Source organism: Paraburkholderia caledonica (assembly GCF_000383275.1).
In the GTDB taxonomy this organism is placed as follows: domain Bacteria; phylum Pseudomonadota; class Gammaproteobacteria; order Burkholderiales; family Burkholderiaceae; genus Paraburkholderia; species Paraburkholderia caledonica.
On record NZ_KB911036.1, the window covers coordinates 373,776 to 391,473 of the forward strand.

Sequence of the window (17,698 nt, forward strand, 5' to 3'; positions counted from 1 at the left end):
TTTCTCGTTATTGCGGTTTCACTTCCTTGTGGTCCCGCAGCTGCGCGCTCAGTTGCTGATACTTCAAGCGCGCCGCCGGATCGCCTTGCGCAGCTGCAGCCGCGTAATAAGCCCGCGCCACGTTGAGGTTTTTGTCGACGCCGTCGCCGCCGCGTTCGTAGAAAGAGCCTGTCACGTACTGCGCGGTCATATCGCCGCCCTCGGCAGCCTTCTTGTACCAGACGAACGCCTGCTGGTTGTCCCGATCGGTGCCCCGGCCATCGAGGAACTGATTAGCGAGCGCAAGCTCAGCCTGCACGTGCCCTTGCTGCGCGGCTTTCAGAAACCAGCGGTGCGCCTCGACCGGATCGCGGCCGACGAACTCGCCATCGTCATACATCTTGCCGTACACATATTGCGCGTGCGACATGTTCGCGTCGGCGGCCTTGCGCAGCCACTTCTTGCCTTCGTCGACGTTGACCGCGGTGCCTTCCCCGTTGAGCAGCATCATTGCGTAATTGAACTGCGCAAGCCGGCTGCCGCGCTCGGCGGCCTTGCGGAACTCTGCAAGCGCCGCACCGAAATTGCCGGCGTTGTAGTCGGCGACCGCGGTTTGCGTTTCCGGATCGTTCGGCTTCGCGAGACGATCCTGCGCATGCGCTGCGACGCCCGTGGTCAACGCCGCCGTAATCAACATGCGCGCGACAACGCCTTGCACCATCCACTTCATGACCTCACCTCCTGCAGCGCCTGGCGGGTTGCGCGCAACATCCACATGACGTCGGCGGCCAGAGCGATAAAACGAAAACCGGCATCGCGATGCTGCCTTGCGCTCGCGACGTCCATCGAAAAAATGCCGGCGGCAATGCCCGCCTTGTCCGCGGCGCTCACAATGCGCGCCATGGCCGCTTGCACATCGGCGTGCTTCGAATCGCCGAGATGACCGAGGCTCGCGGCGAGATCGGCGGGTCCGACAAACAGGCAATCGACGCCCGGCGTCGCTGCAATCTTGTCGACCTCGTCGAGGGCGCGCGCCGATTCGATCTGCACGATGGTCGCGATTTGCGCGTTGGCCGTTTGCACGTAATCGCGCCGCATGCCGTAGGCGGCGGCCCGGACGACGCCAGCGACGCCGCGCAGACCATCGAGCGCCTCGGCGCTCGGATATTGCGTGAGGCGCACGGCATGCGCAGCTTCTTCGGCGGACTCGATATTGGGGAACATCAGCGTGCGTGCGCCAGCGTCCATCACGCGCTTGACGAGCCAGCCCTCGTTCGCCGGTACGCGCACCACCGGTTCGCTCGGCAGATGCGCGGCGGCAATCGCACGCAATTGCGAAGTCACGTCGCCGCTGTCGTTGGGCGCGTGCTCCATGTCGATCAGCAGCCAGTCGAAGCCGGCGTGAGCGAGTGCCTCAGCGGCGGAATCGCTGCCGAGCGACAGCCATAGCCCGAACAGCGGATCGGCATCTCTAAGACGTTGCTTGAGGGGATTGGTGAAGGTGCTCATCGCCACACTCCGTGACGACGACCAGCTTCATTGCCTGACACGAGGGGAAGCGCGCTCGTCAGGCGAGCCAGGCTCGAACGCGGACGGCTCGTTTGGCTGCTGCAACGCATTGCGGTGACCGGCATGTCTCGCTCCGTGTGGTTATCGGAGCGATCATACCGTGACAATAACGCGGCGGTTGGCCCGCGTAACGCGTGTGAGGATTAGTCGCGAACCACGTCGGCCCAACAATTCGGCGTCTCGTACAGACGCAGCTTGTGGAGGCGCAGATTCACGCCATAGTGCGCGTCATAAACGTTTGCCAGAATGGCGAACGCTACGGCCGCGAGGTTTTCCACGGTCGGGATGCGGTCGAGCACCACGGTCTTGTGGCCCGCCATTGTCTCGAGGAAGCCGCGCACTTGCGTGTCGCCTTCGTAGACGAGAAACGCGTGATCCCACTTGTCGACGAGATGTTCGACGGCGAGCGACTTGACGTCGGCGAAGTCCATCACCATGCCGCGGTCGGGCGCACCCTCCGTGTCGACCAGATCGCCTTGCAGCGTGATTTCGATCACATAGCGATGGCCGTGCAGATTACGGCACTGGCTGCGGTGATCGGGAATGCGGTGACCCGCGTCGAATTCGAGTTTTCGTGTAATCGTCAGCACGGCAAATCAGGGAATATTCAGATACTTGTGGGTCTGCATCGACAGGCGCCATTGCGGATGGCGTTTGCACCAGTCGATCGCGAGCTTGGTGTTGATGTCGCGCGACGGGCCGTCCATTGGCTGGACGAGGAAATACTCGAAGTCGAGCTTCGCGTAGTCGGACAGGCGCTGGTTGTCCTGCGGGATCACGACCTTCAGTTCGTTGCCCTTCGTAACGACGAGAGGCGCGTCGGCCTTCGGGCTCACGCAGATCCAGTCGATCGTCTCGAGCACCGGCAACGAGCCGTTCGTTTCAATCGCAATTTCAAATCCGGCCGCATGCAGCGCGTCTACCAGCGGCTGGTCGATCTGCAACATCGGCTCGCCGCCTGTGCACACGACAAAGCGTTGACCCTCGCCTTCGGGCCATTGCGACGCGATCATCTGCACGAGGTCTTCGGCCGTGCGGTACTTGCCGCCGTTCTCACCGTCCGTGCCTACGAAGTCCGTGTCGCAGAACCGGCAGACGGCTTCGGCGCGGTCTTCCTCGCGGCCCGACCACAGATTGCAGCCGGCAAAGCGGCAAAACACAGCCGGACGCCCGGCATTCGCGCCCTCGCCTTGCAACGTATAGAAGATTTCCTTGACCGCGTACGTCATGCTGCCTTCTGCCTAGATTTGTACTTGTGTACCTAAAAACGACTGTTGGAGCCCCGCTGTGGCGAGGCCTTTTCACACCGGCTCGGTTACCTTTTCACCGGCGAGATAGGCTTCGTAACCACGCTTACGCAAGCGGCAGGCCGGGCATTCGCCGCAGCCGAAGCCCCATGCGTGCAATTCCGCGCGCTCGCCGACATAACAGGTATGCGTCTCTATGCGCACCAGTTCCACCAGTTCGTCGCCGCCTAGCTCATGCGCGAGGCGCCACGTATCCGCCTTGTCGAGCCACATCAGCGGAGTTTCGAGCAGGAGGCGCGTGTCCATGCCGAGATTCAGCGCGACCTGCAAAGCCTTCATGGTGTCGTCCCGGCAATCGGGATAGCCCGAAAAATCCGTCTCGCACATTCCGCCGACCAACACCTGCAAACCGCGCCGATAAGCGATGGCCGCCGCGATCGTCATGAACATCAGATTGCGGCCCGGCACGAACGTATTCGGCAAACCGTTGGCCGTGGCCTCGATTTCGATCCCGCGCGTCATGGCCGTGTCGCTGATTGCGCCGAGCACAGACAGATCGATCATGTGATCGTCGCCGAGGCGCTCGCTCCACGCCGGGAACGTACGCACTACTGCATTGCGGAAGCCTTCGCGGCATTCGAGTTCGACGCGGTGCCGCTGACCATAGTCGAAGCCGAGCGTCTCAACCGTTTCATAACGTTCAAGTGCCCATGCGAGGCACGTGGCGGAATCCTGGCCGCCGGAAAACAGCACCAGAGCGCTACGTTTAGCGTCTTTGCGGATCACCGTGAAACTCCGTGAATGATGAGTGCCGCGTCGCGCTGCGCGAGGTGCGCCATGCAAGCAACGCGGCGCGACGCGAGCCGGCACTGCTGCCGGCCCAAAGCAGTATAGGCCGCGCCTTCGGCCTGCAAAGTCGCTGGGCGCTTATACCGTTGATCGTCGGGCGAGGGGTTCGGTGCGGATCGCGGCTCGGCCGCGGGCCCTTGAACGAATTCGGCGGGCGACGCACTCGCATGCAAGTGCTTGAACTGGCGCGATTTTATCACGCGATGCCGAACCTCGCCCGGCGCGCCCCGACGTACTACCGGCGAGCACCGAAGCAACGAAAGCTCACCGCAAAAGGAAAAGCCCCAAGAATCTTGCGATTTCCTGGGGCTGAATCTTGGTGGCCTGGGACGGAATCGAACCATCGACACGCGGATTTTCAATCCGCTGCTCTACCAACTGAGCTACCGGGCCAACGAAGAACGAAATGATATCAAAGGGTCATTCGCTGGGCAAGCCCCTTCCCGAAAAAATGTGGGGAGGTGAAATCCGCGCAGGTAACGCGGTGCTCACTCGCCTTTGTTCTTCCCGAGATCGACGCCGAGCTGTTTGAGCTTGCGATACAAGTGCGTGCGCTCCAAGCCCGTCTTTTCCGCGACACGCGTCATGCTGCCGTTCTCGCGCGCGAGGTGATACTCGAAGTACGCGCGCTCGAACGCATCGCGCGCATTGCGCAACGGGATGTCGAACGAGATGGATGCCGTTTGCGCCGCGAGCACGCCGCTGCCCAAGCCGTCAGCCGAGGAAAGCATCGGCAATGCCGCTGCCGAAGCCACCGCCGAAGAATTCATCGGCGACGTCAATTTGGCGGCGGTGCCGCCCGGCGCTACGGCCGCAGTTCCGCGCGCAAGGCCTTGCTCCACAGCCTTCAGCAACTTCTGTAACGCGATCGGCTTCTCGAGAAAATTCAGCGCGCCGATCTTCGTCGCTTCGACTGCGGTGTCGATCGTCGCGTGGCCTGACATCATGATCACCGGCATCGTGAGCTGCCCTTGCGCAGCCCATTCCTTGAGCAGCGTCACGCCGTCGGTATCGGGCATCCAGATGTCGAGCAGCACCAGGTCCGGCGCCTGACGCAAACGGAATTCGCGCGCCTGCTGCGCGTTTTCCGCTGCCTCCACGACATGCCCCTCGTCGCTCAGGATCTCCGAGAGCAATTCCCGGATGCCCATTTCATCATCTACCACCAGGATGGTTGCCATTTACGCTGCCTTTGTCTGCAATGTTGCTTTTGTCTTTCCCTGCGACGTACTGCCGTGCGCAGGACGCGGTCCCGCTTCGGGAGCCGCGGCGTCGTCTGCCAGTTGAAGGAAGAGAATCGAAATTTGCGCGCCTTCGATGACATCGCCCGCTTTCAGGCGGTTTCGAATGTCGATGCGCGCGCCATGTTCGTCGACGATCTTCTTGACCATCGCAAGACCCAGGCCCGTGCCTTTCGCCTTGGTCGTGACGTAAGGCTCGAATGCACGGGTGAGGATACGCGTTGGGAAGCCCGGTCCGTTATCCGACACTGTCAGACGTACCGCGACGCGTGCCTTGCCTTCCGCGTCGGGGTCTCCGTATTCTACTGTCCTCGTCTCGAGCACCACACGTGGGTGCTCGATCTCTGCCACCGCGTCCTGCGCATTCTGCAGCAGGTTGTGAATCACCTGGCGCAATTGCGTTGCGTCGCCACGAATCGCGGGCAGCGCGGAGAGTTCGACATGAATCGCGCCCTTGCCTTCCTCGATGCCATACAGCGTCAGCACTTCGGTCACGAGATCGTTTAATTGCAGATGCGCCAGCACGGCGGGAGGCGTGCGTGCGTAGTCCCGGAAATTGTCGACCATCTGCTTCATCGCCGCGACCTGGTTCACAATTGTGGTCGCGCCGCGCTTGAGAACATCTGCGTCCGACGGCGACAGCTTGTCGGCGAGCTTCATCTGCAGACGTTCGGCAGATAGCTGAATCGGCGTAAGCGGATTCTTGATCTCATGCGCGAGCCGCCGCGCGACCTCGCCCCATGCAATGGAACGCTGCGCGGAAATGACGTCCGAGATGTCGTCGAATACCACGACATAGCCCGACGTCTGCATGTCCTGAGCGTCGCGATCGGTCGCCGACACGAGTCGCGCACCGCGCACGAGTAACGTGAGGGGCTCGCTTTCGCCCGCCACCTGAACCGAGAACTGCTGCTGCCAGTGGCCGCCGTCGTCGTGACCGTCGCCGCTTGCCGCTTCGCGATCGGCAAACGCCTTGCGCACCATGCCGCCGAATTCGCTCAGCACGCCGATCTGTTCGAGCGCCGAGCCCAGCACCTCCTGGAACTGCTGACGGAAGATGCGCTCGGCGCCACGATTCGCGGTGGTGAGCCGGAACTGGCGGTCGAACACGAACACGCCCGCAGTGAGGTTCGCGAGAATACTTTCCAGATACGCCTTCGAATGCTCCAGTGCGATGCGATTATTCTCGACGGCCGCGCGTGCCTCGGACAATTGCCGCGTCATTGCGTTGAACGACTGGGTGAGAAAGCCGAGCTCATCGCGCGATTTGATTTCGCGCTTCGGCGTGTAGTCACCCTCGGTGATTTCCTTCGTGCCCTGCGCGAGCAGGAACAGCGGCCGCGCGAGCTGATTGCCGAGCGCGAGCGCGAGCATCATCGCGATGAACGTGGCGAGAAAGAGCGCGAGCGTCAGCGTGCCGATATACATCTTGCGCAAGCCGGTTCGTCCGAGCGCTTTCTCCTGATACTCGCGATACGCGCGTTGCACAGCATCGGCGTTGCGTGCGAGCGATTGCGACACTGGCTGTGTGAGTTGCAGGAAGCGTTCAGTGGGCTGCAACAGCGACGCGTTCGAGTCGGGAATACGCTGCACGACCCGCAGTCGCAGCGCGCCCTTGCTGCCGTGAGCGCGCGGATCGCCGTCGACTTCGCCTTCTATTGCCGCGTAGCCGCGTCCGCGCGCCTGGTCGAGCATTAGCGGCGTAGGCAAATCGTTCGGTACGAGCGACGCGTAATTGCTGGATGCCTGCGCGACCACATGCATGTCGGGCGTTGCGCCGGACATGCTGCGCGTGGGCTCGACGATTGTCGCGTCCTGCACGCCGAACTGGTCGCGCAGACGCAGCAGCGTGAGCGTCGTACCCGCGGCGTCCGCGCTCGCGAGCTGCTCGGACATCAGGCGGCCCTTGGTTTGCAGATCGGACAGCGACGCGTCGAGCATGCCGCGCCCGAGGTTCAGACCCGACGTGAGCGCGGTTTCGACATTCACGTCGAACCACGACTCGATACTGCGCGACACGAACTGATACGAGACCACATAAATGATGCCGCCCGGCACCACGCCGACCAGCGCCATGAAGAACGCGAGTTTTGCGAGAAGCCGCGTGCCGAACTTACCCTTTCGTAATCGGGCAATGATGATGATGACGAGCGTCGCCACCACCAGCAGAAAGATCATCGCGACCACGAGATTCGCGGCGTAAAGCCACTGGTAATAGCGGTCGAAGAATTCGGTGTTCGCGCTTGCCGCCGCGAGCAGCACGAGCAGCAACACAGCCGTCACGGCGACGGTGGAAACCAGCACGCGCACGACGATGCTGCTGACACTGGTGGCGGAGCGCACTTTATTTAGCACGTTCGGTCACCGTAAAAGTAAAGCGCTTCCATTCGGAAGCGAGATTCCAGTCGCGGTTGTTGACCGCGTCGATCTGGAACGGTTTGGGCATCAATGCGATGTCGAGTTGCATACGCACGGACGCGTTGTATGTCTCGCCGGCATGCACTTCGTTGCGGTCGATCACGTGCCACGACGTCACGTGCTTGATGACCGCGAGCGCATCCTTTAGCGTGGTGAAGCCGAGTTGCAAACCGCCCGACGACACGCTGGACACGCGATATTCGCGCGTGAGCGGCTGAAACGACAGGCGAAGGCTTTGCGACACGTTCACCGGCTGCTCGTCGAACCAGTACCAGCGCGGCCGGCTCAACTCGAAGTCGGTGGTGAAATACAACGGGATGCCCTTATTCACGGCGTCTTCGAGATTGCTGTTCAACTCGAAGTCGAAACGCGCGTCCAGGCTCCAACCGGTGTTGTCGGCCTGCAGCGAAGCGCGCTGCACGGCAATCGAGTCGGCGTACGCCGCGCCGGGCGCGACAAGCCAGACGGCCAGCGCGACCCAAAGCACGGCAGCGAGCCGAAGCGGGAAGAAGCGTTTGATGGTCACCGTTTCTGAAAGCGCGCGTAGAAAAATCCGTCGTGGTCTGAGTTCGCGCCGGCGCTGATGTCAGCGAATTCTCCGGCATGGGAACCGGCCGATGTGTCGGCGGGCGCGCGGGCGACCGTAGGTAAAAGTTGCCCCGGCGCGTCCAATCGTACCGCATCCTGGTGCTTGTTTCCAAACCACTGCGCCTGCAACTCGCCTTCTTCGGGAAAGATCGAGCACGTAACGTAGAGCAATTCACCGCCTGGCTTCACGAGCGGCCACAGCGCGTCGAGAATGCGCCGCTGTTCGTCGACGAGCGCGGGAATATCGGAGGCGCGGCGCAACCAGCGAATATCCGGATGACGCCGCACGATTCCCGACGCCGAGCACGGCACGTCGGCGAGAATGCGGTCGAACGGCTGATCGATGTCGTCGTGCCATTTCGACGGCGTGCCCGCGTCGCCAATACGCACTTCCGCCTGGAGCTTCAGCCGCTGCAAGTTTTCGCCGATGCGCCGGGCGCGCGTCGCATCGCTTTCGAGCGCAATCAGTTGCAGGTTCGCCAGTTCCAGCAGATGCCCGGTCTTGCCGCCGGGCGCCGCGCAGGCGTCGAGCACACGCATGCCGTCACGCACGCCGAGCAGTTGCGCGGCGAGCTGAGCGCCTGCGTCCTGCACCGAAACCACGCCTTCGCTAAAGCCGGGAATGCGGTCGACGGGCATGGGCGTGGCGAGCTTCACCGCATATTCGCCGGCCTTGCTCGCGGCAATGTGATGCTGCTCGAGAACCTGCAGGTACGCATCAACCGTCGAATGACGGGCGTTCACACGCAGCGTCAACGGACCTTGCGTGTTGCCGGCTGCGAGCACGTCCTGCCACGCGTCCGGCCATGCGCGTCTTACCGCGTCGATCCACCATGACGGGTAGTTCCAGCGCGCGACTTCATCGGTCTGCGCCGCTTCGAGCAGCGCCTCGCGTTCGCGCAGGAAGTTGCGCAGCACGGCGTTGACAAGCCCCTTGGCGAACGAGAATTCGCGACGCGCCGAGATCGCGCTCACTGCCTGGTCGACCACCGTGAACGGCGTGTAGGCTGCACTGGCTTCGTCGTCGATCAGAAGCGCGATCGCGCAGGCAAGCACATGACCGACGTGCGGCGGCGGCGCCTTTTTGACGAGCTTTGCGATCAACCATTCGGCAGTCCCGAGACGGCGCATCGTGCGATAGGCGATGTCCTGCACCGCGCCGCGCGCAGCGGCCGCACTACCCTCGGGCGCAGACACGAAGACAGATTGCAGCGCGGCCGGCAAAGCTGCCCCGAGGCGGACAGCGCCAACCGCTTGCGCTGCGCAGTCGAGCGCAAAGCCGAGCGATTCCGGCGCAAGATGCAGCACGGACAAACGGGATTCGCGCGGACGCGCCGACGAAGAAGCAGAACGCGAAGAAGGCTTTAGATTCATGGGAAGGCAAAGGCAGGCCGTGCGGTACGCGCGACACAATGAACACACATTGTAGCGTGGCGCGGCTAACGGCCCCCGCACGCGCGGCGGCCGCGGAAGCGCGCGCTGTCACCAAATTAAAAAGGCGAGTCAGAAGACTCGCCTTTGGTCATGCACTGCGCATCGCCGTTATTCGAAGCGCCCGGTTCGGGCCATTTCCATCAAGCGCGCGATGCGCTCTTCTGTGGCCGGGTGCGTTGAAAACAGATTCGCGATGCCGCCGCCCGCCAGCGGATTCATGATCATCATCTGCGCAGTGGCCGGATGCTGCTCGGCTGCCGGAAACGGAATGCCGCTCGCATAACGATGAATCTTGTCGAGCGCCGAAGCCAGCGCTTGCGGGTCGCCGGAAATCTGCGCGCCGCCACGATCCGCTTCGAATTCGCGCGCACGCGAGATCGCCATCTGGATCAGGGCACCGGCAATAGGCGCGAGCAGCGCGACCGCAATGCTGGCGATCGGGTTCGTGGGACGCCCGTTTTCGTCGCGGCCGCCGAAGAACATAGCAAAGTTCGCGAGCGCGGAAATCGCGCCGGCCATAGTGGCCGAAATTGTCGAAATCAGAATGTCGCGGTGCTTCACGTGCGACAGTTCGTGTGCCATCACACCGCGCATTTCGCGCTCGGACAGCACGCGCAGAATGCCCGTGGTCGCGGCAACCGCTGCATGCTCCGGATTGCGGCCGGTGGCGAACGCGTTAGGCGCGTCTTCGTTGATCAGATACACGCGCGGCATCGGCAAGCCGGCGCGCGTGGAAAGCTCGCGCACCATGCGGTAGAACTGCGGCGCGCTGGTTTCGTCGACTTCCTGCGCGTTGTACATGCGCAGCACCATCTTGTCCGAAAACCAGTACGAAAAGAAATTCATGCCGAGAGCGATGACGAGCGCGATCGTCATGCCGCGCGTGCCGCCTATCATTCCGCCGATCACGATGAAAAGGGCCGTGATCGCGGCCATCAACATCGCGGTTTTGACCCAATTGAACATGTCTGCAACTCCTTGCCCTAACGCGGGGTTCATTTCCATGCCGCATCTTCGCGGCGCCTGATTGTAAGCTAACTGTTAGATATAGGCGCGCGCGGAAAATTCAATCATCTCGATGCGGTGGCGAGCTTGATTCCCAGGCCGACAAAGGCGCTGCCGACGCCGCGGTCCAGCCACTTCTTCACCGACGGCTTGCCGGAGAAACGCCGCGTCACGCTGCCGGCGATCCAGGCGACGAAGCTGTTCCACAGCATGCTCATCACGACGAATACGGCGCCGAGCGTGAGAAAAGCGAGCGCCTTGTGATCCGTGCCGGCAGTAACGAACTGCGGAAAGAAAGAGACGAAGAAAAGCACGACCTTTGGGTTCAGTACGTTTGTCCAGAAGCCTTGCAGGAACAGCTGGCGCAGCGACTTTGGTGCACCCGCCCCGCGCGCTTCGCCGCGGGCCTGGTCTTCGGCAGGTTTCGCGAAGATGAGGCGCACGCCGAGATAAATCAGATAAATCGCACCGACAAACTTGATCACGGTGAACGCCGTGGCCGACGCGGCGAGCAGCGCGGTCAAGCCGAACGCGCAAGCTAGCGAATGGACGCAGCACCCGGCCGAAATCCCCAGCGCGGACATGAGCCCCGCGCCGCGGCCCTGCGCGACGCTACGCCCGACGATATAAGCCGTGTCAGGCCCGGGCGTCACGTTCAGCAGGAAGACCGCGACGACGAAGAATTCGAAATGGGTGATGCCGAACATGAGGATCCTCGGAACATGAGCGTTTGCATAGAGGATTTTAACGCGCGGCGACTGTCGGGCGGGGCCGTTGAGCATCGGCCAAACGGACGATGTTCAGGCGCCGCCGACTGGTGCTACTTTGCTTCGGGAAGCTGGAAACGCTGCCCCGCAGCCAGCGCAAAGCCGGCCAGGAATTCGCGTACCGGCAGACGTTTGCCGCCGGGCTTCTGCAATTGCGTGAGACGCAGCGCGCCGTCGCCGCAGGTCACGACGACCCCTTCGGGCGAAACGCCGGCGATCGTGCCGGGCGCATCCCCGGCTTGCGTGGGTTCGGCCGCCGCCGCCCAGATCTTGATCGACGTGCCGTCTTCGAGCGTCGCCACGCTGCCCGGAAACGGATCGAACGCACGCACCTGGCGGGCGAGCACCGAGGCCGGGCGGCGCCAGTCGAGCGCGGCCTCGTGCTTGCCGATCTTTTCGGCGTACGTCACGCCATCGGCGGGTTGCGGCGTCGAGGTCAGCTTGCCATTGCGCTCCAGTTCGACGAGCGCCGCGACTATCAGCTTCGCGCCGTGTTCGGCGAGGCGATCGTGCAACGTGGCGGTTGTCTCGTTCGCGGAAATCGGCGTGCGCACCTCGGAGATCATGGCGCCGGTGTCGAGACCGGCATCCATTTGCATCAGCGTGATGCCGGTTTCAGCGTCGCCCGCTTCGATCGCGCGATGGATCGGCGCGGCGCCGCGCCAGCGCGGCAACAGCGACGCGTGAATGTTGATGCAGCCAAGCGGCGCGATATCGAGTACTTCCTGCGGCAGGATCAGGCCGTAGGCTGCAACCACCATCACGTCGTGCGGCGTGGTGCGCAGGAGATTGATGGCGGCTTCGGCCTCGGCTGGGTATCTCCCTTCCCGGCGCAGCGAAGGCGGTTGCGCGACGGCCAGCCCATGTTCTTCGGCGTAGCGCTTGACCGGGCTCGCCTGCAGTTTCATGCCGCGCCCGGCCGGGCGGTCGGGCTGCGTCAGCACGAGCGGCACCGGAAAACCGGCGTCGTGAATTGCGGCCAGCGCGGCCGACGCAAATTCCGGCGTACCGGCAAAGACAACGCGCAACGAATGGCTCATGAGCAGGGGCCGAAGCAGGGAGCGGAATGAACGCGCATTACATTGCGTGGGCGAGCTTTTTCATCTTGCTCTTGATGCGCGTCTGCTTCAGCGGCGACAAATACTCGACGAACACACGGCCCATCAGGTGATCCATTTCGTGCTGGATGCACACGGCGAGCAAACCCTCGCAGTCCATTTCGAAGGTTTCGCCCTTTTCGTTCAGGGCGCGCACGCGCACTTTCTCGGCGCGCTCGACGTTGTCGTAAATGCCCGGCACAGACAGACAACCTTCTTCCGACAGCTTTTTCTCGTTGCTGGACCAGACGATTTCCGGATTGATGAAGGCGAGCAGTTGATCGTGCGCGTCCGACACGTCGATCACGATCACGCGCTCGTGCACGTCCACCTGGGTGGCCGCAAGGCCAACGCCCGGCGCGGCATACATGGTCTCGGCCATATCCGCGACAAGGCGGCGGATGCGGTCGTTGACCTGTTCGACCGGCTTCGCGACCTTGTGCAGGCGCTTGTCCGGGTAATTGAGAATGTTCAGTAAAGCCATGATTTCGAGTGTGATTTTTTGGCGCCGCCAGCCGTGTGAGGGCTCACGTTGGCCATTCGGCCAGGTTGTCGGCCCGTCGCAATACGCACACGATAGATGGTGTCGAACCGGTTCGATTCAACGCGCCAGATGCGCCAAACGACGAGCCCGCGCGGGTGGGCGCGGCGCCGCAGTTATTTCGGATGATGAAAATTTTAGCATGGCGCCCGTCTGCCCGCTGGCCCTGCACGAGGATCGCCCCGCAATGCACACCTTGCCTGCAACCCATATCGAACTCGCCGCGTGGCTGCGGCTTTCTCTCGCCACGGGGCTCAAACCCGCGGCGCTGCGCCTGCTGCTGAGCGCCTTTGGCCTACCCGAAACGATTCTCCAGCAGGACCATGAAACGCTCGCCGCGATCGCCGGCGAGGCTGCAGCACGCGCCGCCCTGGCTCCCACCGGCCCCGAATTCGACGCTCAGCTCGACGCGGTAATCGCATGGCGCGAGCTGCCGGGCAACCATCTGGTCACGCTCGACGACCCGGCCTATCCGCCAGCGCTCCTCACCATGCCCGATCCACCTCCGTTGCTATATATAAAGGGCCGGCTGGACCTGTTGCATACACGAGCCGTCGCGCTGGTGGGCAGCCGCAGCGCCACGCCGCAAGGCATGGAAGACGCCGAGCGGTTCGCGCGGACGTTTGCGGCGGCAGGCGTCACCGTCGTGTCGGGGCTGGCGCAAGGCATTGACGGTGCGGCTCATCGGGGCGCGCTCGAAGGCGTCGGCAGCACGGTCGCCGTAATCGGTACGGGCGCCGATCTCGTCTATCCGGCTGCGCACCACGCTCTCGCCCGGCAAATCGCGATGCAAGGCGCCATTCTCTCGGAATGGCCGCTCGGCACGCCCGCACGCGCCGCCAACTTTCCGCAGCGCAACCGGCTGATCGCTGGACTCGTCAGCGGCGTGCTGATCGTGGAAGCGGCCATGCGTTCGGGCTCGCTCATCACGGCGCGCCTAGCGAACGAGATGGGCCGCGATATCTTCGCGTTGCCGGGCTCGATCCACGCGCCGCTGTCGCGCGGATGCCATCGCATGATCAAGCAGGGGGCGAAGCTCGTGGAGACGCCAGACGAGGTTCTGGAGGAATTGGGCTTCGCGATAACCACGCCAATTCGGGCTAGCACCCGGCGGGATAGGGCGGCGACGCAGGCGGCTTGCTCCGCTGCGGCCGACAATGCGGCAACCGCTCGTGCGCAGAGTGAAGAGTCGACGCAGACGGTGTCACGAGCGCGGGCATCGGACATGACCGTCTGCCGGGACCCGGACGCCCAGCGACTGCTCGCCGCCCTCGGCTACGCCCCAACGCCCCTTGAAATACTGGCCACGCGCACCGAAATGGATTACGCCCTACTACAAACGACGTTGCTGCAGCTGGAACTGGCCGGCGAGGTCAGCGCGCTGCCCGGCGGGCGTTACACCCGCGCAAGCCAAGGCCGGACCGCCGCGAACTGCTTTGACCCAGCTTGACCACTCTCCGGGATCGGCCATGCTACATTCGCGCCAAAGCATCCGACAAAGCACCTGAGGAACCACCATGCCCGCGCTGAATCTCGACACCGACCAAGACCGGATCGCCGAGCGCGTCAACGAGCCCGACACGCTGTTCGTTGCCTGCCTGTGTGCGCAATGGTGCGGGACCTGTCGCGAGTATCAGGAGGCGTTCGACAAGCTGGCCGAGCGGCATCCGGAAATCTGTTTCGCATGGATCGACATCGAAACGCATGCTGATCGCTTCGACGATCTCGATGTCGAGAATTTTCCCACCATCCTGATCGAAGACTCAGTAACGACACGATTCTTCGGCACCGTTTTGCCGCAGGCAGCGATCGTGGAGCGGATGTTGTCGGATTTGACCGCGTTGCCCGGCGTGAGCGGCGCGCCGAAATTGCGACCCGCGCTGACCGTCGCCTGAGAGCGATCGGCCGCCTGTAGGCGCCGTTACGGCGTAGGCGTTGCGGCCGGCGCGGTGCATGTTTGACGCGGCCTGGCCAGTTGCCAGGCGCGCAATTTTGATGGCGCGCTTTTATGGCAGTTGACACGCCGCGTTCGCGCCGTGTGCTATAAAGCGGTCGTTAATGGGTCGCAAGGTCGCAAACGAGGGTCGCGCCAGAAGGGCGCGCTCAAGGCCACCAACCCGGATATACCAACCTCACATCGAGTCATGTCCAAAGCACTGATCATCGCCGAAAAGCCTTCCGTCGCGAACGACATCGCGCGCGCTTTGGGCGGTTTTACCAAGCATGACGAATACTACGAGAGCGACGAGTACGTGCTCTCTTCGGCAGTGGGTCACCTGCTGGAAATCGCCGCGCCCGACGAGTACGAAGTCAAACGCGGCAAGTGGAGCTTCGCCAACCTGCCCGTCATTCCGCCGCATTTCGATCTGAATCCGATCGCCAAGAGCGAGTCGCGCCTGAAGGTGCTGACCAAGCTGCTCAAGCGCAAGGACATCGACCGCCTCATCAACGCATGCGACGCGGGGCGCGAGGGCGAACTGATTTTCCGCCTCATCGCGCAACATGCGAAAGCGAAACAGCCGGTTCAGCGTCTGTGGCTGCAATCCATGACGCCGGCCGCCATCCGCGACGGCTTCGCGCGTCTGCGCAGCGACGAAGAAATGCAGCCGCTCGCCGACGCCGCACGCTGCCGCTCGGAAGCGGACTGGCTCGTCGGCATCAACGGCACCCGTGCGATGACCGCGTTCAACAGCAAGGGCGGCGGCTTCTTCCTGACCACGGTCGGCCGGGTACAAACGCCAACGTTGTCTATCGTCGTCGAACGCGAAGAGAAAATTCGCCGCTTCGTGCCGCGAGACTATTGGGAAGTGAAAGCGGAGTTCGTCTGCGCGGCCGGTTTCTACGAGGGCCGCTGGTTTGACCCGAAGTTCAAGCGCGACGAGTTCGATCCGGAAAAGCGCGACTCGCGTCTGTGGGCGCTGCCCGCGGCCGAGACGATCGTCGCCGCATGTCGCGGCCAGATCGGTACGGTGAGCGAGGAATCGAAGCCGTCCACGCAGTTGTCGCCGGCGCTCTTCGACCTCACCAGCTTGCAGCGCGAAGCGAACGGCCGCTTTGGCTTCTCGGCGAAGAATACGCTGGGCCTCGCGCAGGCGCTGTACGAAAAGCACAAGGTGCTGACCTATCCGCGAACCGACGCGCGCGCGCTGCCCGAAGACTATATGGATACGGTCAAGCAGACGCTCGGCATGCTCAAGGAGAGCAACAACTATCTCCCGTTTGCCAAGCAGGTGCTCGATAAGGGCTGGGTGAAGCCGAACAAGCGCATCTTCGATAACTCGAAGATCAGCGACCACTTCGCAATCATCCCCACGCTGCAGGCGCCGAAGAATCTGTCAGAGCCGGAACAGAAGCTCTACGATCTGGTGGTGAAGCGCTTCCTGTCGGTGTTCTTCCCGGCAGCGGAATTCAAAGTGACCACCCGCATTACCGAAGTGGTCGGGCATCACTTCAAGACCGAAGGCAAAGTGCTCGTCGAGCCGGGCTGGTTGCAGGTGTACGGTCGCGAAATCAGCGGTGAAGATGCCAACCTCGTGCCGGTGCAGAAGGACGAGAAGGTCAAGACCGACAAGATCGCCGCCCAGCAGCTCGTGACGAAACCGCCTGCGCGCTACAACGAAGCCACGTTGCTGTCCGCAATGGAAGGCGCGGGCAAGCTCGTGGAAGACGACGAGTTGCGCGAGGCGATGGCCGCAAAGGGGCTCGGTACGCCGGCCACGCGTGCCGCCATCATTGAAGGGCTGCTTGGTGAGAAGTATCTGATTCGCGAAGGTCGCGATCTGATTCCGACCGCGAAGGCATTCCAGTTGATGACGCTGCTGCGCGGGCTCGGTGTGAAGGAATTGACCGCGCCGGAGCTCACGGGCGAGTGGGAATACAAGCTGTCGCAGATGGAACGCGGCAACCTGCCGCGCGACGCGTTCATGCAGGAAATTGCCCGCATGACGCAGACCATCGTCAAGCGCGCGAAAGAATACGATTCGGACACGATCCCCGGCGATTACGCGACGTTGCAAACGCCGTGTCCTCACTGCGGCGGTCAGGTGAAGGAGAATTACCGTCGCTTCGCGTGCTCGAAGTGCGAATTCTCGATTTCGAAAATCCCCGGCGGCCGCCAGTTCGAGATCGAGGAAGTCGAGGAACTGCTGAAGAACAAGACGATCGGTCCGCTGTCGGGTTTCCGCAGCAAGATGGGCCGTCCGTTCTCGGCGATTCTCAAGCTTTCACTCGACGACGAAATCGAGAACTACAAGCTCGAGTTCGACTTCGGTCAGGACGCGGGCGGCGAAGACGGCGAACCGCCTGACTTCTCCGACCAGGAATCGGTGGGCGCATGTCCTAAGTGCAAGGGCCGCGTGTTCGAGCACGGCATGAGCTACGTCTGCGAGAACTCGGTCGCGAGCCCGAAAACTTGCGACTTCCGCTCGGGCAAGGTGATCCTGCAGCAGGAGATCGCCCGCGAGCAGATGGCGAAGCTGCTCGAAGAAGGCCGCACCGACCTGCTGACCAACTTCAAGTCGTCGCGCACCGGCCGTAACTTCAAGGCGTTCCTCGTCAAGCAAAACGACGGCAAAATCGGCTTCGAATTCGAGAAGAAAGAGCCCTCAGCCAAGACGGCGGCGAAGACCGCCGCGGCGAAGTCAGCCGCAAAGGCTGGAGCAGAGCTCGAGTCGGACGAAGGCGACGCGACGGTCGCGGTGAAGGCAGCGCCGGCGGCGAAAAAGGCCGCGGCGAAGAAAGCGCCGGCAACCAAAACCGCTGCGGCAAAGAAGGCGCCAGCCAAAAAGACGGCGGCTCGTAAGACGGGCTCCTGACCGAGCGACAAGGCGGGCGTGCACGGCCTCTGCGCCGCTGCCTGCCCGATCTCAAGTTGACGATAAAAAAGCGCGATCACCAAAGGTGACCGCGATTTTTTTTACGCCTTGCGGAACGCGCCTGTACTGCGCGGCCCGGACTCTCGAAC

General features: G+C 62.8%; 16 protein-coding genes and 1 tRNA gene. 3 read left to right on the top strand and 14 right to left on the bottom strand.

Going from position 1 to position 17,698, the window contains the following annotated elements:
* Positions 1 to 7: 7 nt before the first annotated feature.
* The 14 genes from H281_RS0111535 to def form a co-directional block, all read right to left on the bottom strand.
* The gene (locus H281_RS0111535; RefSeq protein WP_020067264.1) at positions 8 to 709 is read right to left on the bottom strand and encodes a tetratricopeptide repeat protein; all 702 of its coding nucleotides are present in this window, start codon (positions 707 to 709) and stop codon (positions 8 to 10) included.
* Positions 706 to 1,488 carry an HpcH/HpaI aldolase family protein gene (locus tag H281_RS0111540; protein ID WP_020067265.1) on the bottom strand — a complete coding sequence of 261 codons (783 nt, stop codon included), beginning with the start codon at positions 1,486 to 1,488 and terminating at the stop codon, positions 706 to 708. The genes H281_RS0111535 and H281_RS0111540 overlap by 4 nt, the downstream gene beginning before the upstream one ends.
* Before the next feature lie 203 nt (positions 1,489 to 1,691).
* Entirely contained in the window at positions 1,692 to 2,138 is a 447-nt protein-coding gene (gene queD / locus H281_RS0111545; RefSeq protein WP_020067266.1) for a 6-carboxytetrahydropterin synthase QueD, read from the bottom strand.
* Positions 2,139 to 2,144: 6 nt separating this feature from the next.
* The gene (queE, locus tag H281_RS0111550; RefSeq protein WP_020067267.1) at positions 2,145 to 2,777 is read right to left on the bottom strand and encodes a 7-carboxy-7-deazaguanine synthase; all 633 of its coding nucleotides are present in this window, start codon (positions 2,775 to 2,777) and stop codon (positions 2,145 to 2,147) included.
* 72 nt (positions 2,778 to 2,849) lie between these two features.
* Positions 2,850 to 3,581 (bottom strand): 7-cyano-7-deazaguanine synthase QueC, encoded by a 732-nt coding sequence (gene queC / locus H281_RS0111555; RefSeq protein WP_020067268.1) that lies wholly within the window; start codon positions 3,579 to 3,581, stop codon positions 2,850 to 2,852.
* A 380-nt stretch (positions 3,582 to 3,961) separates the two neighbouring features.
* Positions 3,962 to 4,037, bottom strand: a tRNA-Phe gene (locus H281_RS0111565).
* A gap of 95 nt (positions 4,038 to 4,132) precedes the next feature.
* A complete protein-coding gene (gene esaR / locus H281_RS0111570) occupies positions 4,133 to 4,825 on the bottom strand; it encodes a response regulator transcription factor EsaR (RefSeq protein WP_020067270.1) in 693 nt (230 codons plus the stop codon).
* Positions 4,826 to 7,240: a sensor histidine kinase gene (locus H281_RS0111575; RefSeq protein WP_033379527.1), complete on the bottom strand. Its 2,415-nt coding sequence runs from the start codon at positions 7,238 to 7,240 to the stop codon at positions 4,826 to 4,828. It lies immediately after the preceding gene.
* Positions 7,230 to 7,829: a DUF4390 domain-containing protein gene (locus tag H281_RS0111580; protein WP_020067272.1), complete on the bottom strand. Its 600-nt coding sequence runs from the start codon at positions 7,827 to 7,829 to the stop codon at positions 7,230 to 7,232. The genes H281_RS0111575 and H281_RS0111580 overlap by 11 nt, the downstream gene beginning before the upstream one ends.
* Positions 7,826 to 9,265: a 16S rRNA (cytosine(967)-C(5))-methyltransferase RsmB gene (rsmB, locus tag H281_RS0111585; RefSeq protein WP_020067273.1), complete on the bottom strand. Its 1,440-nt coding sequence runs from the start codon at positions 9,263 to 9,265 to the stop codon at positions 7,826 to 7,828. Before rsmB ends, H281_RS0111580 begins: the two co-directional genes overlap by 4 nt.
* A gap of 168 nt (positions 9,266 to 9,433) precedes the next feature.
* Complete coding sequence (htpX, locus tag H281_RS0111590) at positions 9,434 to 10,291, bottom strand: zinc metalloprotease HtpX (RefSeq protein WP_020067274.1); 858 nt, start codon at positions 10,289 to 10,291, stop codon at positions 9,434 to 9,436.
* Positions 10,292 to 10,395: 104 nt separating this feature from the next.
* Complete coding sequence (locus tag H281_RS0111595) at positions 10,396 to 11,037, bottom strand: LysE family translocator (RefSeq protein WP_020067275.1); 642 nt, start codon at positions 11,035 to 11,037, stop codon at positions 10,396 to 10,398.
* Between the two features lie 113 nt (positions 11,038 to 11,150).
* Entirely contained in the window at positions 11,151 to 12,137 is a 987-nt protein-coding gene (fmt, locus tag H281_RS0111600) for a methionyl-tRNA formyltransferase (protein WP_020067276.1), read from the bottom strand.
* Between the two features lie 37 nt (positions 12,138 to 12,174).
* Positions 12,175 to 12,678 (bottom strand): peptide deformylase, encoded by a 504-nt coding sequence (gene def, locus H281_RS0111605; RefSeq protein WP_020067277.1) that lies wholly within the window; start codon positions 12,676 to 12,678, stop codon positions 12,175 to 12,177.
* Between the two features lie 244 nt (positions 12,679 to 12,922).
* Here def and dprA point away from each other — a divergent pair, with 244 nt between their 5' ends.
* The 3 genes from dprA (at position 12,923) to H281_RS0111620 (ending at position 17,549) form a co-directional block, all read left to right on the top strand.
* The gene (dprA, locus tag H281_RS0111610) at positions 12,923 to 14,185 is read left to right on the top strand and encodes a DNA-processing protein DprA (protein WP_033379528.1); all 1,263 of its coding nucleotides are present in this window, start codon (positions 12,923 to 12,925) and stop codon (positions 14,183 to 14,185) included.
* Positions 14,186 to 14,252: 67 nt separating this feature from the next.
* Entirely contained in the window at positions 14,253 to 14,630 is a 378-nt protein-coding gene (locus H281_RS0111615; RefSeq protein ID WP_020067279.1) for a thioredoxin family protein, read from the top strand.
* A 249-nt stretch (positions 14,631 to 14,879) separates the two neighbouring features.
* On the top strand, positions 14,880 to 17,549 hold the full coding sequence (locus tag H281_RS0111620; protein ID WP_020067280.1) for a DNA topoisomerase III: 2,670 nt from the start codon (positions 14,880 to 14,882) through the stop codon (positions 17,547 to 17,549).
* Positions 17,550 to 17,698 lie beyond the last annotated feature (149 nt).

What these genes read in the sequence shown, in the direction of transcription:
- H281_RS0111535 (WP_020067264.1), bottom strand. Translation starts at nt 709, where the DNA reads ATGAAGTGGATGGTGCAAGGCGTTGTCGCGCGCATGTTGATTACGGCG.
- H281_RS0111540 (WP_020067265.1), bottom strand. Translation starts at nt 1,488, where the DNA reads ATGAGCACCTTCACCAATCCCCTCAAGCAACGTCTTAGAGATGCCGAT.
- queE (WP_020067267.1), bottom strand. Translation starts at nt 2,777, where the DNA reads ATGACGTACGCGGTCAAGGAAATCTTCTATACGTTGCAAGGCGAGGGC.
- esaR (WP_020067270.1), bottom strand. Translation starts at nt 4,825, where the DNA reads ATGGCAACCATCCTGGTGGTAGATGATGAAATGGGCATCCGGGAATTG.
- rsmB (WP_020067273.1), bottom strand. Translation starts at nt 9,265, where the DNA reads ATGAATCTAAAGCCTTCTTCGCGTTCTGCTTCTTCGTCGGCGCGTCCG.
- htpX (WP_020067274.1), bottom strand. Translation starts at nt 10,291, where the DNA reads ATGTTCAATTGGGTCAAAACCGCGATGTTGATGGCCGCGATCACGGCC.
- H281_RS0111595 (WP_020067275.1), bottom strand. Translation starts at nt 11,037, where the DNA reads ATGTTCGGCATCACCCATTTCGAATTCTTCGTCGTCGCGGTCTTCCTG.
- fmt (WP_020067276.1), bottom strand. Translation starts at nt 12,137, where the DNA reads ATGAGCCATTCGTTGCGCGTTGTCTTTGCCGGTACGCCGGAATTTGCG.
- def (WP_020067277.1), bottom strand. Translation starts at nt 12,678, where the DNA reads ATGGCTTTACTGAACATTCTCAATTACCCGGACAAGCGCCTGCACAAG.
- dprA (WP_033379528.1), top strand. Translation starts at nt 12,923, where the DNA reads ATGCACACCTTGCCTGCAACCCATATCGAACTCGCCGCGTGGCTGCGG.
- H281_RS0111615 (WP_020067279.1), top strand. Translation starts at nt 14,253, where the DNA reads ATGCCCGCGCTGAATCTCGACACCGACCAAGACCGGATCGCCGAGCGC.
- H281_RS0111620 (WP_020067280.1), top strand. Translation starts at nt 14,880, where the DNA reads ATGTCCAAAGCACTGATCATCGCCGAAAAGCCTTCCGTCGCGAACGAC.